This is a genomic window from Pseudomonas sp. FG47 (assembly GCF_057809115.1).
On sequence record NZ_JBMDJI010000023.1, the window covers coordinates 63,142 to 79,207 of the forward strand.

The following is a 16,066-nucleotide window of genomic DNA, read 5'->3' on the forward strand; positions in this document are numbered from 1 at the left end:
ATGACGATTCCAAGCCGCTTCAGCCTATTGACCCTGAGCCTGTGCCTCGCCGCCTGCAGCACGCCACCAACGCCGCCGGCGAACATCGAACCGCCGACCACCTGGCAAGGCCCCACCCAGGTGGCGCAGCCTTTCCCCGACCAGCAATGGTGGCGCGCCTTCGCCAGCGGCGAGCTGGACCGCCTGGTCGAACGCGCACGGCACAACAGCCATGATCTGGCCGCCGCCGCCGCCCGCGTGCGCCAGGCGCAAGCCAGCGCGGTCATCGCCGGCGCACCCTTGCTGCCCGAACTGCGCCTCGGCCTGGACGGCAGCCGCCAGCGCTTGCTGCGCGGCGATGGCAACGACCAGCTCGATGCCAGCAACAGCGAGCGCACCAGCACCTCGTTCGGCACACGCTTGAGCGCCAGCTACGAAATCGACTTCTGGGGCGGCTTGCGCGCAGGCCGCGACAGCGCCCTGCGCAGCCTGGCCGCCAGTCGCTTCGATCGCCAGACCGTGGAGCTGACCCTGACCAGCGCCGTCGCCGACAGCTACCTACAAGGCCTGGCCCTGGAAGAACAGTTACGCATCGCCCGCCTCAACCTCGGCAATGCCCGCGACGTGCTGGCGCTGGTCGAGACACGCGAGCGCTCGGGCGCGGCCACGCGCCTGGAACTGGCGCAGCAACACAGCCTGGTCGCCGCCCAGGAGCGCCAGTTACCGCTGCTGGAACAACGCCGCCAGGACAACCGCGTCACCCTGGCGACTTTGCTCGGCGATCCGGTCCAGGCCTTGCCCGCCAGCCTCGACACTCTCGATGCCCTGCGCTGGCCCAGCATTGGCAGCGGCGTGCCCAGCGACCTGCTCGGGCGACGACCGGACATCGCCGCCGCCGAGGCGCGCTTGGCCGCGGCCAATGCCGACATCCAGGTGGCCCGGGCCGCCATGCTGCCGCGCCTGGTGCTCGGCGCCGACCTGGGCAGTGGCGCGCGGACCTTCGCCAACCTGCTCGACAGCCCTTACTACACCCTCACCGCCGGGCTCACCGCGCCGATCTTCAACAATGGACGCTTGAGCGCGGCCCGGGACCTCGCCAGTGCCAGACAACAAGAGCTACTCGAAGCCTACCGCGCCAGCATCCTCGCCGGTTTCGCCGATGTCGAGAAGGCGCTCAACGCCATCAGTGGCGTCGAGCGCCAGCGCCAGTGGCAAGACCAGGAAGTCGAGCAGGCGCGCATCGCCTTCGACCTGGCTCAGCAGCGCTATGGTGCCGGCGCCGAGACCTTGCTCAGCGTGCTCGAGACCCAACGCACGCTGTACCAGGCCCAGGACCAACAGGCGCAATTGCGCCTGGCACGGCTGCAAGGCAGCGTGGCGCTGTACAAGGCACTGGGTGGGGGATGGCAGGTGCAATAGGACTGCCTTGCCAACGAACCTAGGCAACGTCGAGGTTCGCTGGCAAGGCTGGCATTCAGGTCACGATATTCTTCAGCGACAGGTGCCGCGCATACCAGGGCCGTTGCGGCACCTTGCGCAGCAAGGGTTCGATCTGGTCGCCCTCGCCGAAGGTGATGCGCAACGCCAGCTTCATGGTCTCGACATCCATCTCCACCGACTTGCCCGGACGCATGCCCGGCTGCGTGCTGCAACCGTGGGTATCCGGCCCCAGCCAAGGGTCGTCGACCTCCACCCAGCGACCGGGCGCGAACCACGGCACACCATTGACCTCAAGGCGTCGAACCTGACCAGGATGGTAACGCTCATGGGCGCGGAACCAGTCATCGATACGGTCGTCGATCCACCCGTGGAACCCCCAGAACACAGGGTTGACATGGGATGAGAACGGATCGCCGAGAAAGTCGTTGTCACGCCCGAACCAGCGCGCGGCAAAGTCGGCCGAATCCCGTGCGAACGGCACCGGCGCGCCATTGCCAGGGTCGCGTGGCACCGAGGCCCAGCACATGTGCAACCAGTCGTGCAGGTTCATCTCCAGTTCCGAGCCGAAAGCCCCGAGGGACAGTTTCGACAGGTACAACGGATCCTGGTATTGCGACTCCCAGACCTGGAAGTTGCTGCAGTAGGTCTCGCCGGCCTTGATCGCCCCGACCCACTGCCCATAGGCCTCGTCACCCGGCGCCTGCCAGCCGGGTGGCACCCGGTAGCCGTCGTGGTTGTCGTAGTAACGGGCGAACCCCGGGCGATCGAGTTCCACGCTCGGCTGCGGCAACGGGAAACGCGACCAGGAAGGCAAATCCTGCAAGGTGCGCGCGTACATCAACATGTGCCGGTGCATGAACAGAAAGTCTATACCCGAACCGTTACGGTGCTTGCGCGGCCCCCGGGCATCGCGCTCGCGGTCTCGTGGCCCAGGCTGCCAGCCCAGGCCACGCAGGGCGTTCTGCTTCACTTCCGGCAACTTGTGCCATTGGTCGCGGGTGGCATGCCAAAGTTGGTGGAACAAGCGGTGCTCGGCACCGATCACCCAGTCCTGCATCTGCGGGGTATAGGGGATCCGTTCACGCGCTTCGGGGAACAGACGCTTGACCGCTACGAAGCGGCTGTCCTGCAACGGTAGGGTCAAGGGCCGGTCCAGGCGCTGCAGGCGCCCGCTCAAGGTACCGCTGCCGGCGTTGGCGAACTCGCCCCAGACCTCATCGAGGCTGGCCACGCACTCATAGCCCGGCCCGCCGTGCGTGCTCATCAGCCGCCAACGCACCGCGCCCGTGCTGGCACCCACCAGATCGCCGAGCACGCGATAGGCCGGTTCCGCCTCGCCACGCAGGCGTTCACCGGTATCGACGAAACCGCGCAGGCCGCGCCCCTTGCTAGCGATATCGAGGAACAGCTCGACGCCTTCGCCCGGTACACCCTCGAGACCTGCGTCAGCGCCTTCGAAACGGATGTCCCAGACCCCCCGCAGCAGGTCCGCGAGCACCTGGCCGCTGTAGTCGGCCAACTCCACGCTGGCCTCGCCGGGTGTGACGATATCGTCCTCAGGGTCATGGGTCAGTTGCTTGTGCGCGTAATAGGCCGCCGTGCCCGTGGCGCCCGCCACGGCCAACCCGGCGATGAATCCTCGTCGAGAAATTGTCATTGCGCCTCAATCCGTCTCCGCGTGACGCGGCTTCTATCCAAGCTAGGACGTACCAGGCGTGTGGAAATTTACCGCCCAAACTTGGAAACACGGGGCCGCAAGCGGCCCCGAATTATTCAGCCCGCCACGGCGGCGCGCACCGCCTCGGCAAAGCGCCCGGCGACTTCGTCGATCTGCTCGGCGCTGATGATCAGCGGGGGCAGGAAGCGCACCACCGCGCCATGCCGGCCACCCAACTCGAGGATCAGGCCACGGCGCAGACATTCGCGCTGCACCTTGGGCGCCAGGGTGCGGCAGGCCGGCGGATGGCCCAGGGCATCGCCGCTACCGGTCGGATCCACCAGCTCGACACCGAGCATCAGCCCCCGGCCACGGATGTCGCCCAGTTGCGGATAGTCCTGTTGCAGGCGCTGCAAATGCCCGCGCAAGCGCTGGCCCATGGCCTCGGCGTGCTCGCACAGGCGGTGCTCGACCAGGTACTTCATCACCGCCGAACCCGTGGCCATGGCCATCTGGTTGCCGCGGAAGGTGCCGGCGTGCGCCCCGGGCGACCAGGTATCCAGCCAGTCGCGGTAGACCGTCACCGCCATCGGCAGGCTACCGCCAATGGCCTTGGACAGGGTTACCACGTCCGGCACGATGCCGGCGTGCTCGAAAGCGAACATCTTGCCGGTACGGGCAAAGCCGCTCTGGATCTCGTCGACGATCAAGGCCACCCCCGCCTGCTCGGTAATCCGGCGCAGGCCGCGCAACCACTCGATATCCGCCGGGATCACGCCGCCCTCGCCCTGCACCACCTCGACGATCACCGCGGCAGGCAGAGCCACGCCCGCCTCCGGATCGTTCAACAGGTTCTCCAGGTAATGCAGGTTGGCACGCACTCCCGCCTCACCGCCCAGGCCGAACGGGCAACGGTAGTCGTAGGGGTAAGGCAGGAACTGCACCCCGCTGGCGAGCAGCGCGCCCAACGGTTTTTTCGGACCCAGGCTGCCCATCAAGCTGAGCGCCCCCTGGGTCATGCCGTGGTAGCCGCCCTGGAACGCCAGCACCGTGCTGCGCCCGGTGGCGGTGCGCACCAGCTTGAGCGCCGCCTCCACCGCGTCGGTGCCGGTGGGGCCACAGAACTGGATCTTCGCCTCGCGGCGCAATGCCTCGGGCAGCAGGCCGAACAGGTCCTGGACGAACTGGTCCTTGACCGGCGTGGTCAGGTCCAGGGTATGCAGCGGCAGTTCGTCGGCGATCACCTGCTGGATGGCGTCGATCACCACCGGGTGGTTGTGGCCCAGGGCCAGGGTACCGGCGCCGGCCAGGCAATCGATGAACTGGCGACCCTCGACGTCCTCGACATAGATACCCCGGGCACGCTTGAGCGCGAGGGGGATACGCCGCGGGTAGCTGCGGGCGTTGGACTCCTGCTGTTGCTGGCGCAACAGCAGCGCTGATGGCTCGAACTCATACAAGGCGCGCGGCGCGGTGGCCGGCAGCGCCTGGGCAAGGCTGGAAGCGGTCGACATCGGGAAAACCCTCGCAAGCAAGCGAATGTGCCCGCCACGCTTCCTGTCACCGGATGTGGTCGGGTTGTTATCGCTTGGAAAACGCTTTGGCGAGGTGCGGATTTAGCGCTTGGCGTGGGATTTATCGTGGCCATGACGGCCCTGGCGTGGGGCAGGGCCGCTCCCACGCCCTCTATCTGCTTACACCACCGGGCGGGCCGGAACCTGCAACCACACCCGCAAGCCATCGGCCTGGCTGTCGAAGCGCAAGGTGCCGGCACAACGTTGGACGATGGCCTGGACAATCGCCAGCCCCAAGCCGCAACCACCACTCTGGCCATGGCGCCAGAAGCGTTCGGTCAGGTGTGCAAGATCTTCCTCGGCAATCCCGGGGCCATGGTCGCGAACCATGAAGCCGACCTGCCCGTCCCGCGCCTGCACGGCCAGTTCCACCTCGGCATCACCGCCATGGCGCAAGGCGTTGTCCAGCAGGTTGCGCAAGGCCGCGACCGCCAGCGGTGCCGGCATGCCCAGGTAGACCTGGGTGGCCTCCTCTGGCAGGTGCAGGCGGATACGCCGGTTGTCACCGCCACCGGCATCCTGCACCGCCTGCAAGGCCACCTGTTCGGCGCTGCACTGCACGCCGTCGTCGAACGACAGGCTGCCCTCGACCCGCGCCAGCATCAGCAGTTGTTCAAGGGTGCGGTGCATGCGATCGGTGCCCTGCTCGGCATGCGCCAACGCCTGCTCGCGCACCGCGCCATCGGTCATGCGCGCTACTTGCAGGTGGGTCTTGATCGCCGTCAACGGGCTGCGCAGTTCATGGGCGGCATCGTCGGTCAGGCGCCGTTCGCGCTCGATGGTCTGGGCGATGCGCAGGAACAGCTGGTTCTGGGTGGCGAGCAGCGGCTGCAGCTCGCTGGGCAGGCCCGCCACCTGCAACGGCTCGACACTGTCGGCGCGGCGCCGGCGTAGCGCGTCGCGCATGCGGTTGAGCGGCTCCAGGCCCTTGCCCAGGCCGATCCACAGCAACCCCAGGCTGCCGAGCAAGGCCATCAGCACCGGCGCCGAGGCGGCCAGCAGGATCGACTGGTTGAGCGCCTCGCGTTCCTGATGCCGGTCGGCGGTGGTGATGCGCACATCGCCATGGTTGTAGGTGAAGGTGCGCCACGAGGCGCCGTCGATGGTCTGGTCGCGAAAGCCGCTGCGCCCGTCATCGATGCTGCCATCGTGCTTATGGTTGCTGGCGAGGATTTCGCCGCGCAGGGAACTGACCTGACACGCCATGCCGTCCGGCACGCTGAACTGGTCGGCGGCGAAATGCGCATCCTGGCCCTTGGCGGCCAGCGGCTGCGGCAACTGGTCGATCAACCCGGCAACCATCCGCGCCGAGGCGACCAGGCGCTGGTCGAGGGAGAACATCATCTGCTGGCGCAGGTCGCGCAGCATCCAGGCGGCGGCTAGCACCCAGATGACGATGAAGACGCTGCCGAGGATCAGCGACAGGCGTACCCGCAGGCTCATGACGCGCCCTCCTGCGGGGCCTGGGCCGGGCCGAGGCGATAGCCAAGGCCACGCACGGTCTCGACGATGCTGTTGCCGAGCTTGCGCCGCAGGTGATGGATATGCACGTTCAGCGCGTTGCTTTCGACCTCGTCGCCGAAGCCGTACACGCAATCCTTGAGCTGTTCGCTGGAGAGCACCCGCCCGGGGTTCTGCAACAAGGCCTGCAGCAGCGCCTGCTCGCGGCGCGACAGGTCGACAGGCTGGCCGGCCAGGGTCGCCAGGCAACTGCTCGGGTCATAGCTGAGCGGGCCGTGTTCGATGGCGTTCACCGCCCGTCCGGCAACCCGGCGCAACAAGCTGTGCAGGCGCGCGGCCAACTCGCGCAGGTCGAACGGCTTGAGCAGGTAGTCGTCGGCGCCGGCCTGCAGGCCATCGACGCGGTCGGTGACCGCATCGCGGGCGGTGAGCACCAGCACTGGCAGCGTCTCACCCTGCTGGCGCAGGCGGCGCAGCAGCTTCAGACCGTCTTCGTCGGGCAGGCCGAGGTCGAGGATCATCACGTCGAACTGCGCGGTCTGCAGCATTTGCCGGGCCTGCGAGGCGCTGGCCACCCGATCCACGGTCAGGCCTTGGGCCGAGAGGCCGGCGCAGATGCCGCTGGCGATCAGGTCGTCGTCCTCGCAGAGCAGAACGTGCATGGGGGATCTCCTGGCTGGGCTGGCGGGCATTGCACAGCGTGCTGATTAAGGGGGGATTATGAACCCTCTTGGCGTTGCGGCAATCATTGCCAGGCGTTTGCCGTCAGCGGGTTTAACCTTCAGTTAATAAGCCACGCCCAGCATGGCCCCAACTCAAGCTCTACCAAGGCGTCGACATGCGTGTTTTCCTGCTTTTCCTGGCATTGCTGCTCGCCGGCCCCCTCCAGGCCAACCCCTTCGCCGTCAAACCGGACTTCCTGCCGGTGAACGAAGCCTTCGTCCTGTCCCACGAGCGCCTGGACAACGGCCAGACGCGCCTGTACTTCCAGATCAAGGACGGCTACTACCTTTACCAGAAACGCCTGAAGTTCGACGGTCTGCCCGCCGCACAGCAGCCCGCCCTGCCGGTGGCGGAAAACCACCATGACGAGTTTTTCGGCGACAGCGCGGTCTATCGCCAGCAGCTCGAACTGCTGTTGCCAGCCACCGCCAGCGGCGAACTGCGCCTGGGCTGGCAGGGCTGCGCCGACGCCGGCCTGTGCTATCCGCCGCAAACCACGGCTATCGCCCTCGGCGCCGCCCCGCCCACCGCAGCGGCGACCGACCAGGCCAGCGACCAGGCCCTGGCCAGCGACCTGCAACAGGGCAGCCTGGCCTGGAGCCTGCTGGCCTTCTTCGGCCTGGGCCTGCTGCTGGCCTTCACCCCCTGCTCGCTGCCGATGCTGCCGATCCTCGCCGGGCTGGTCCTGGGCAACGGCGCCAGCGCCCGCCGCGGCTGGTTGCTGGCCGGGGTCTACGTGCTGAGCATGGCGCTGGTCTATGCCGGCCTGGGCGTGATCGCCGCGCTGCTCGGCGCCAGCCTGCAAGCCTGGCTGCAACAGCCCTGGCTGCTAGGCAGCCTGGCTGGTTTGTTCGTGCTCCTGGCCCTGCCGATGTTCGGCGCCTTCGAGCTGCAACTGCCCAGCGCCCTGCGTGACCGCCTCGATCGCGCCGGCCAGGGCACCCGCGGCGGCAACCTGTATGGCGCGGCGCTGCTCGGTGCCTTGTCCGGGTTGCTGCTGGGGCCCTGCATGACCGCGCCGCTGGCCGGCGCCCTGCTGTACATCGCCCAGAGCGGCGATGTGCTGCAAGGCGCGCTGGTACTGTTCACCCTGGGCCTGGGCATGGGCGTGCCACTGCTGTTGCTGGTAACCCTGGGCAACCGCTACCTGCCGCGCCCTGGCGCCTGGATGAACCTGGTCAAGGGGCTGTTCGGCTTCGTGTTCCTGGCCATGGCCCTGTATACCGTGCGCAGCCTGCTGCCCGAGGCCCTGGTACTGGCACTGGCCGGCGGCTGGCTGATTGCCCTGGGCTGGGCCGCCTGGCCTGCCCTGCAGCGCCTGCCAGCGCTGCGCGCGATACCGCTGCTGGGCGCGCTGTGGGGTGGCTTGCTGCTGGTCGGCGCCGCCGCCGGTGGCAGCGACCTGTGGCAGCCGCTGCAACCCTTCGCAGGCAACGCGGGCGCCGACGCCAAGGCCAGCGACGCCTTCGTCACCGTCGCCAACCCCGCAGACCTGCAACGCGAGCTGGACACCGCCAAGGCCCGTGGGCAATGGGTACTGGTGGACTACTATGCCGACTGGTGCGTGTCGTGCAAGGTCATGGAAAAACAGGTATTCGGTCGCGCCGATGTGCAGGCCAGCCTGGCCAACGTGCACCTGGTTCGCCTGGACGTCACCGCCGATGCGCCGGCTAGCCGCGCGCTGCTGCAACACTACCAGGTACCCGGCCCGCCCAGCCTGATCTGGATCGGCCCGGAAGGTGAAGAACGCCGCGCCCGGCGTATCACCGGGGAAGTCGATGCCGCCGGGTTCCTGCAACATTGGGCACAGACCAGGAGCCAAGGCTGATGCTGACGGTCACCCTCGGGCCACTGACCATGGCCCTGAACCACTTGCTGCTGCTCGCGGCGTTGGGCATCGCCAGCCTGGTCGGCTGGCGCGTGGCCCGGCGCGGCGGCGAAAACCCCGAGTCGGCGCTGTTCAATTTGTTCCTGCTGGGGCTGCTGTTCGCCCGCCTGGGCTTCGTGCTGGCCTATTGGCCGATGTACCGCGACGACCCCTTGCAGATCATCGACATTCGCGATGGTGGGTTCCTGCTCTGGGGCGGGCTGCTGGGCCTGGTCCTGGGCACCCTCTGGCAAGGCTGGCGCCGCCCCGGCCTGCGTCGGTCGCTGGGTTGGGCACTGTTCAGCGGCGCGCTGTTCTGGGGCCTGGCCAGTCTGGCCAGCCATCTCTACAGCAAGGGCACCGAGCTGCCGCAGATGAGCCTGCGCGACAGCCGCGGCCAGGCCGTGGCCCTGCACGACTACCGTGGCAAGCCGCTGGTGATCAATATCTGGGCCACCTGGTGCCCGCCGTGCCGCCGCGAAATGCCGGTACTGCAACAAGCCGAGGACGACTATCCTCACGTGACCTTCCTGTTCGTCAACCAGGGCGAAACCCCGGAGAACGTCAGCACCTTCATGGCCACCACCGGCCTGACCCTGTCCAACGTGCTATTCGACGGCACCGGCGAACTGGCCCGCAAGGTCGGCTCCATGGCCCTGCCCACCACCCTGTTCTACAACGCCGAAGGACGGCTGGTCGGCAGCCACCTGGGCGAGCTGTCGCGGGCCAGCCTGCGCCATGCCCTGGAACCCTTCGAACGCGCCGACGCGCCCGCCACACAAGGAAACTGACATGCGATTGAATGCGCTGCTGCCCCTGACCCTCGCCCTCCTCGCCAGCCCGGCCCTCCAGGCCGAGCAACTGCCCAAGGCGATCCAGCAACTGCAGGCCAAGGGCGCCGTGATCAAAGGCAGCTTCGATGCCCCCGATGGCCTGCGCGGCTATGCCGCCGAATACCACAACAACGGCATCGCCCTGTACCTCACGCCCGATGGCAAGCACGTGCTGGTGGGCAGCCTGTTCGATGAACAAGGCAAGGACCTGAGCGCCGAGCCCCTGGAAAAACTGGTGTACGCACCGATGAGCAAGGCCGTGTGGGCGAAGATGGAAAACACCGCCTGGATCGCCGACGGCAAGGCTGACGCGCCGCGCGTCGTCTACCTGTTCAGCGACCCCAATTGCCCTTACTGCAACATGTTCTGGCAGCAGGCACGGCCTTGGGTCGAGTCGGGCAAGGTGCAGTTGCGCCACATCATGGTGGGTATCATCCGCGAGGACAGCCCGGGCAAGTCCGCCGCGCTGCTCGCCGCCAAGGACCCGGCCCAGGCCCTGCAAGCGCATGAGAAAGCCGGCAAGGCCAGCACCCTCAAGGCGCTGGACAAGGTGCCGGAGGCAGTGCAGAAAAAGCTCGAGGCGAACATGGCGCTGATGGAGGAGCTGGGGTTGGCGGCGACACCGGCGATCTTCTATCAGGATGAACAAGGGCAGTTGCAGAGCCAGCAAGGGGCGCCGCGGCCGGAGATGCTCGGGAAGATTCTCGGCAAGCGTTGAGGGATGCCCGATAGCAGTGCCTGAAAAGCGCAAAGGATCCCCCCTTCCCGCTTTTCAGGCTCAATGCCCGACTTGAGTTTTTGCCCTGCGACGCTTATTCGGCAAACGTAAAGCTTTCCTCGGCCAGGCCATGATCCTTTCTGTACTGTTCGCCCCATTCGAAGTAACCGTCGGGTTCTTCGGCGCTGACACCTCGTTGCCAATAGTGCTCGCCATGCACCAACTCCATGGCCCAGTGGTATTCCAGCTCGTGGGCACGCACCACAGCGGCCATGTAACCGCCCAGCGCATTATTCACCAACGGTGAAGCAAACAGCAGCGACTCGGCTTGCGCCTCTGACTTGCCGGCATAATTGACCAAAATGGCCTTTATGACTTCCAACCACGTATGGAAGTTGAACACCACCTGCTCGCCCGGCTGCGCTTCATTGACCAAGACAATATTGTCGACGACCTGACTTTTATCCATCGAACTGAAAACCCTTTACCTTGCTGGCCGGCTTTGCCTTGCCTGTTTTCACGGCCTGAGGGTTCCCGAGCACGGTAAGGACAATTGCAAAGACCGCAAGGGCGCCTCGCCCGGAGATACTCGGCAAGCGTCGAACTATCATTGTCCTGCGCGTCACTTCAAGTCGTACCGGGCGTCCCGGCCTGGGCGGCTATTGCCCGAACCTTGAAATCATCGATCACCGTATACACGAATGACCTGCCGGGTGGCTGCATCCAGATCCACATGCAGCCCTCCCACCTCGGCAACGGTCGCCGTCATCCAGCTCTCTGCCGTGACCTCTTCGGCAAAAAAGCTGACGGTGTAGAGACGCACCCCATCGCGCTCATGCACGACATCCTCGAAACTGAGGTTGAAGTTCTCCACGTCATATCGGCCCGAGGTAACGAAATCACTCCTGCTAACCGCCTCGATCGCCTTGAACAGGTACGGGGTGAATTTTTTGTCGAGTCTGACCAGACTTGCCATTGCATTCTCCACCTCAGAGAGGCACTGCATCGCCAGGCCCACTGACCTGGCCAAAGATTTTCAGGAAACTGCCACTGGGCGTGCCCAGGTAGTTGGTAAATCCAGGGATGTTCTGGCTGGCTGCATTATGAATCCTGATATCGGCCGGCGAAAACGCGTCACTGTCCCAGGCATCCCCAGCCTTGTTGGTGCGGTTGAAGCCGCTATCGGCATAAGCCCCGTGGGTATGATACTGCCCCACCGGCGTAGCCCCTTTGGGCATCCCGCGCGCCGATGTCTTGTATGAGGGCGCCGTCCTGCCGCTGCCCTGACGGCCCCGGGTGAAGCCATAGCTGCCGTCTCGGCCCTTGAAGATGATCCCGCCGTACTCCCGATTCTTGAAGATGGACATCGGGTTGTACTTGTTGAGTGCCGCCCGCGCCGCGTCATCGGCCGTTTTGAAGTTGCCGCCGCACTTGCGCAGCCCCAGTGGGTCGACCCACATCAACGGATTGGGCGCATAGGCATAAAGATTCAACCCGCCCTGCAGCCCTATCGGGTCCTGCTGGGTGAAACGGCCTATATCCGGGTCGTAGAACCTGAACGTGTTGTAGTGCAGGCCCGTCTCCCGGTCCAGATATTGCCCCTGCAAGCGCAGGTTCTGTCGGCTGGCCTGCTGCGGCGCATGCCATTCCTCACAACTGTGGCCCCACGCCCGAAAAACGCCCTGCCAGACGCTCGCGCCGTGCTCGTCCGTAAGCTGCTCCACAAGCCCGGCCACATTGACGTGAAAGTGGAAAACCTGCTCATGGCCAGGCGGCCCGTCCACCCTGGCCAGCGGCTCATGGTCGGCGGCGTCGGTATACAGGTAGAGACTCGGCTTGCCGTCCTGCACTTCCTGCAACAAGCGAAGACCCTGCCAGCAGAACCGAGTTTGGCTGACCGGCGTATCAAGCCCATCGCGGTACACACGTTTTTCGACCCGTCTGCCCAAGGGGTCGTAGGCGAATTCGATGCGCTCGCACAGTGCTCCACGCTGCTGCTTGACGCACACCAGTCGATGCTCGGCGTCGTATTCGAAGCGCTGGACCAAACGGTTGCCACTGCGTTTCTGCACAAGCCGGCCAAAGCGATCGTAACGGTAGCGATGGTCCTCGAAGACCTTGACCCGGTCATGCCGCACCCGTCCATTGACCTGGTACCCCTCCAGCAGATTACCGGCCGGGTCGTAGCTGAAATGCTCGACCACCGGTGACTGTTCAGGCAACTGGCGTGACGCGCCATGCAGACGTGCGGTGGGCCCATGGTCATAGCCGGCACGTCCCTGGTAGCTACCGCGCCCACCGGCACCGCCCTGGAAGCGCCCGATCAAGTGCTCCAGCTCGACCCCCGTGCCGCTGCCAGGGCGCTGGGTCTGGGTCAGAACCTCGCCGACAAGGTTGTTGGCGCCATCGTACTCATAGTCCTTTTGCAACAGCGGCAGGCTCGTCAACCCGCCCTCCTGGTATTCCACCGCCTTGCGCACCAGGCGCCGCGTGCTGTCGTAGCGGGTTCGAGTCAACAGTGCGCCTTGGCTGCGCACGACTTCGTCGTATAACCCATCGCGCTCGAAATCGCTGATCACCCGCCCGTCAAGGTTGATCTGGTGCAGATGGCCGCTGCCATAACGCAAGTAATTGATCCGCCGCGAGTCAGCAAGTGTAAGAGTCTGCAAATTTCCCAATGGATCATAGGTGTAAGCCAATTGCCCCGGCCCTTGGCTTTCGCTGAGTACTCGCCCCATGGCGTCGTAGGTGAAGTCCAACTGCTGGACCTGCCCATTACGCTGAGTGCAAAGAATCGATAGCAGATTGTCAGCGGAATCGTAGCGGTAGGTCGTCTCGCCATCGTCGGTCCGCCGGCACAGCAGGCGACCGACCGCATCATATTCATGCTGCTGAATCTGCGCCGCTGCCTCAGGCTCGTCCGTGCTCCCAGCCAATGCAGCCTCAACTTCGCGGCAAGGGTGCACGATGCGCCGGGTGACCACATCCAGCACGTTGTACTGCAGGCTGAAACCGCCGCCATCTAGATTGCGCTGGTCGACCAGGCGGTCCAACGCATCCCACTGGAAGCGATAGTGCTCGCCGCTCTCGTTCTGCAACTGTTGCATACGGCCATAGGAATCCCAGCCAAAGCGCACGGTGTGCCCCAGCGCATCGGTACGTTGCAGCAACCGACCGCTCGCGTCGTACTGCCACTGGGTCACGCGCAGGGCCAGGTCGACGTGCCGAACCAACTGACCCGCCACATCGAACTGGTAATGCTCGACCCTGCCGTCGGCCAGCGCGCGCTGCTGCAGGCGACCACGGGCGTCGAAGCGATAGCGGGTGATCCCGCCCTCGGCATTGCGCACTTCGCTCAGGTGCCCACGCTGGTCGTAACGGTAATGCGTCTGTTGGCCTGAGCAGTCGCGCGAGGCGGTCAGCTGGCCGCAGTCGTTCCAATTGAACGAACGCTGCTTATCCAGGGCGTCGATGCTATGCAAGAGCCGACCTCGATCATCATAGGCGTAGCGAGTCGGCTGCCCGAGCGGGTCGACTTCACCAATCAGGTTGCCCCGCTGATCGTAGCGATAGCGGCGCTCCCGCCCGGCACCATCGACGATGCGGGTGGGTAAAGCCCAATGCTCGGTATAGACGGTGCTTTCACAACGCCCCAACGGGTCGGTAGTGGCAACCACGCGCCCGAGCGCATCGTAGCTATAGGACCACTCGCCACCTTGTGGATCGAGGGTACGCCGCAACAGGCCATCGACGTAGTCGTGCCGCCAGCAATATCCCAGCGCATCGATGTAGGTGTGGACCTCGTTCAGCGCGCCCCAGTGATAGTGTTCCTCACGCCCCAGGCCATCGATGACCTGGGTATGGCCCTGCTCCAGGTCATAAATGAAGCGATAATCCTCGCCGTCGCTGCCCCAGTGCCGCACCACGCGCCACTCGTGGTCTGGCTGCAGCTCCAGCAGCGGCGGCATGGCGTAAGGCGTGCCATCCAAGCTGCACGGTTGGCGCGCCGGCGGTGGCGTGAAGCGGGCCCACTCGTAGTACCGCGTAGCCCCCATGGGCAGCGTATGGCTGGCCAGCAACCCTTGGTCGGTATAGATAAAGCGCCGCAACAGTTGCCCCTCACCATCGGCGACGCTCTCCAGTTGCCCCGCCGCGGTGTAGCGATACTGCACCAGGCACTCGCGCTGCTCGACGGCAAAGGCCTGACCGGCCTGCAAGTACAGTCTGTGGATCTCGGCTACCCGACGCGTTTGCCCGTCGGCAAAGCGCAGTTCGATGAAAGTCCGGGACGAACTGTCGCCAAGAAACTGCAATCGGCCTTGCTCGTCGTAGAACAGCTCCAGGCAATTGAGGTTGCGATCACCGACCTTGACCAGGCGCGAGCGCCGGCTGTCCAGCGGATCGGTGTGGAACACCTGGTACAACCCGCTGTTGATGTCCTCGACGATGGTGAAACCGTTGTCCTGATGAAAAAAAGCCAGGCCGTCGAGAATGCTGACGAAGGCACTGCCGACCTGCAAGCGGCCCAGCTCCAGCCTGGATCCCTCATCATCGACATAGATCCACAACTCGCCACCCTCAGGGTGCGCGACACGCTCCAGGCACACCTCGAAGGGCACGCTCCAGCCCAGGCCAAACAGGCCATCGCTACGCCGGTCATTGCTGTCATAACGCCGCGCCCAAGTGATCGGTACCAGCGCCGCGAGTTTGAAATCCACATCTTCGGGGCCGTCCTGGAATTTGCTGCCCATGGCAGGGGCCACCGGGTTGCCCACCCCGCAGCGACGGCCCTTGAGCATGCCCCGGCGACTGATGAGCATCCCGGCGATCAGGCCGATGATCTTCGCCGCCGCGCTCTTGCCGTCGTGGATGTCACGCACGGTGGTGGTACCACCACCAATGCGCACATTGGGCGAATAGGTCATGCCGATCGGCCCATCGCAGGTGGTCTTGTCGCCGACCCGCGCCGCTGGTTGACCATTGATGAACACCTTGTCCGAGCCCTGGGCGACAAACTGCTCGGGCATCGGCGGATGCTTGCTGCACACCGCCTTGTCCTCGGGCTTGGGAATCGACCCGGGTGCCGCCGGCGTGGTCACCGGCGGGTTGAAGATGCTGTTGATCTCCTGTGCCAGGCCAATCACCGGCATTACCATCGAGGCGCCGACCATGGCGTAGGCACCGATGTTCTCCAGGATCGACGGTTCTTCGCCGGGCTCCGGTTCCGCTACCGGGCCGCCGCTCACCCCGGCGGCTCGCGCCGCGAGGATGCCGTTGATGCGGGTGTTGTGAGAGCCACTGCTGATGGACCCGTAGGGCTCGGGCGGGAACATCGAATTGCCGACCCAGTTGCTGAAGTCGCTGATGTGATCGCCAATGCTCTTGTCTTCACCGGCCGGCAACATGGCGGCAGCACTGACCATGGCACCGGCGATCAGTGGTGTGAGCGCAGCGGCGGCACCACCGGTACCGACCACGGCCACCACCGCGCCGCCGATGGCGGCCCCGACCGCAGCGACGGCTGCCGCATAGACAGCCGCCTCGACCAGGCCACTGACCAGCTCGGCCATCAAGGGAGGGTGGAGAATCAGGTCGCCCATGCGGGCGGCGTGCAGGCTGTCGTCCATGAAACCTGGGAAATCCTTGGCTAGAAGCTGCGCAGGGTAGCACTGGCAAGGGTGCGGCTTACATGCTGGCCAGGCGCCACAATGCTCTGCTCATGGCGCCATTGCGCCTGCGTAGGAGCCAGCTTGCTGGCTAACCGGGCGACGCGGTGCCTGGCACCGGCCATGCCGGTGTTCGCCGGCAAGCCGG

At 65.5% G+C, this 16,066-nt stretch carries 11 protein-coding genes; 4 read left to right on the plus strand and 7 right to left on the minus strand.

Features of this window, described 5'->3' with window-relative positions; all coding sequences use genetic code 11:
• Positions 1–1,398 carry an efflux transporter outer membrane subunit gene (locus ACODS5_RS17350; RefSeq protein ID WP_489109246.1) on the plus strand — a complete coding sequence of 466 codons (1,398 nt, stop codon included), beginning with the start codon at positions 1–3 and terminating at the stop codon, positions 1,396–1,398.
• Between the two features lie 55 nt (positions 1,399–1,453).
• Here the strand turns inward: ACODS5_RS17350 and pvdP are convergent, their stop codons facing one another.
• The 4 genes from pvdP to ACODS5_RS17370 form a co-directional block, all read right to left on the minus strand.
• The gene (pvdP, locus tag ACODS5_RS17355; protein ID WP_489109247.1) at positions 1,454–3,076 is read right to left on the minus strand and encodes a pyoverdine maturation tyrosinase PvdP; all 1,623 of its coding nucleotides are present in this window, start codon (positions 3,074–3,076) and stop codon (positions 1,454–1,456) included.
• Between the two features lie 116 nt (positions 3,077–3,192).
• Positions 3,193–4,590, minus strand: coding sequence for an aspartate aminotransferase family protein (locus ACODS5_RS17360; RefSeq protein ID WP_489109248.1), 1,398 nt, complete (start codon positions 4,588–4,590; stop codon positions 3,193–3,195).
• 180 nt (positions 4,591–4,770) lie between these two features.
• Entirely contained in the window at positions 4,771–6,093 is a 1,323-nt protein-coding gene (locus ACODS5_RS17365; protein ID WP_489109249.1) for an ATP-binding protein, read from the minus strand.
• The gene (locus tag ACODS5_RS17370; protein ID WP_253094429.1) at positions 6,090–6,773 is read right to left on the minus strand and encodes a response regulator; all 684 of its coding nucleotides are present in this window, start codon (positions 6,771–6,773) and stop codon (positions 6,090–6,092) included. The genes ACODS5_RS17365 and ACODS5_RS17370 overlap by 4 nt, the downstream gene beginning before the upstream one ends.
• A gap of 176 nt (positions 6,774–6,949) precedes the next feature.
• Here ACODS5_RS17370 and dsbD point away from each other — a divergent pair, with 176 nt between their 5' ends.
• Genes dsbD through dsbG form a run of 3 tightly spaced genes read left to right on the plus strand, consistent with a single transcriptional unit; the run spans position 6,950 to position 10,252 of the window.
• Positions 6,950–8,662 (plus strand): protein-disulfide reductase DsbD, encoded by a 1,713-nt coding sequence (gene dsbD, locus ACODS5_RS17375; protein ID WP_489109250.1) that lies wholly within the window; start codon positions 6,950–6,952, stop codon positions 8,660–8,662.
• A complete protein-coding gene (locus ACODS5_RS17380) occupies positions 8,662–9,492 on the plus strand; it encodes a TlpA family protein disulfide reductase (RefSeq protein ID WP_134691784.1) in 831 nt (276 codons plus the stop codon). Before dsbD ends, ACODS5_RS17380 begins: the two co-directional genes overlap by 1 nt.
• 1 nt (position 9,493) lies before the next feature.
• Positions 9,494–10,252 (plus strand): thiol:disulfide interchange protein DsbG, encoded by a 759-nt coding sequence (gene dsbG / locus ACODS5_RS17385; protein ID WP_134691785.1) that lies wholly within the window; start codon positions 9,494–9,496, stop codon positions 10,250–10,252.
• Positions 10,253–10,346: 94 nt separating this feature from the next.
• On the opposite strand, the gene ACODS5_RS17390 is transcribed toward dsbG, so the two are convergent.
• The 3 genes from ACODS5_RS17390 to ACODS5_RS17400 all read right to left on the minus strand — a co-directional run bounded on the left by ACODS5_RS17390 (position 10,347) and on the right by ACODS5_RS17400 (position 15,879).
• Entirely contained in the window at positions 10,347–10,721 is a 375-nt protein-coding gene (locus ACODS5_RS17390) for a hypothetical protein (RefSeq protein ID WP_489109251.1), read from the minus strand.
• Between the two features lie 210 nt (positions 10,722–10,931).
• Positions 10,932–11,228 carry a hypothetical protein gene (locus ACODS5_RS17395; RefSeq protein WP_489109252.1) on the minus strand — a complete coding sequence of 99 codons (297 nt, stop codon included), beginning with the start codon at positions 11,226–11,228 and terminating at the stop codon, positions 10,932–10,934.
• A 13-nt stretch (positions 11,229–11,241) separates the two neighbouring features.
• Positions 11,242–15,879, minus strand: coding sequence for an RHS repeat-associated core domain-containing protein (locus ACODS5_RS17400; RefSeq protein ID WP_489109253.1), 4,638 nt, complete (start codon positions 15,877–15,879; stop codon positions 11,242–11,244).
• Between the last annotated feature and the right edge of the window lie 187 nt (positions 15,880–16,066).

Excerpts from the sequence above, each read along its gene's own strand:
- ACODS5_RS17390 (WP_489109251.1), bottom strand. The coding sequence starts at position 10,721 with ATGGATAAAAGTCAGGTCGTCGACAATATTGTCTTGGTCAATGAAGCG.
- ACODS5_RS17350 (WP_489109246.1), top strand. The coding sequence starts at position 1 with ATGACGATTCCAAGCCGCTTCAGCCTATTGACCCTGAGCCTGTGCCTC.
- ACODS5_RS17395 (WP_489109252.1), bottom strand. The coding sequence starts at position 11,228 with ATGGCAAGTCTGGTCAGACTCGACAAAAAATTCACCCCGTACCTGTTC.
- ACODS5_RS17370 (WP_253094429.1), bottom strand. The coding sequence starts at position 6,773 with ATGCACGTTCTGCTCTGCGAGGACGACGACCTGATCGCCAGCGGCATC.
- ACODS5_RS17380 (WP_134691784.1), top strand. The coding sequence starts at position 8,662 with ATGCTGACGGTCACCCTCGGGCCACTGACCATGGCCCTGAACCACTTG.
- ACODS5_RS17400 (WP_489109253.1), bottom strand. The coding sequence starts at position 15,879 with ATGGACGACAGCCTGCACGCCGCCCGCATGGGCGACCTGATTCTCCAC.
- pvdP (WP_489109247.1), bottom strand. The coding sequence starts at position 3,076 with ATGACAATTTCTCGACGAGGATTCATCGCCGGGTTGGCCGTGGCGGGC.
- dsbD (WP_489109250.1), top strand. The coding sequence starts at position 6,950 with ATGCGTGTTTTCCTGCTTTTCCTGGCATTGCTGCTCGCCGGCCCCCTC.
- ACODS5_RS17360 (WP_489109248.1), bottom strand. The coding sequence starts at position 4,590 with ATGTCGACCGCTTCCAGCCTTGCCCAGGCGCTGCCGGCCACCGCGCCG.
- dsbG (WP_134691785.1), top strand. The coding sequence starts at position 9,494 with ATGCGATTGAATGCGCTGCTGCCCCTGACCCTCGCCCTCCTCGCCAGC.
- ACODS5_RS17365 (WP_489109249.1), bottom strand. The coding sequence starts at position 6,093 with ATGAGCCTGCGGGTACGCCTGTCGCTGATCCTCGGCAGCGTCTTCATC.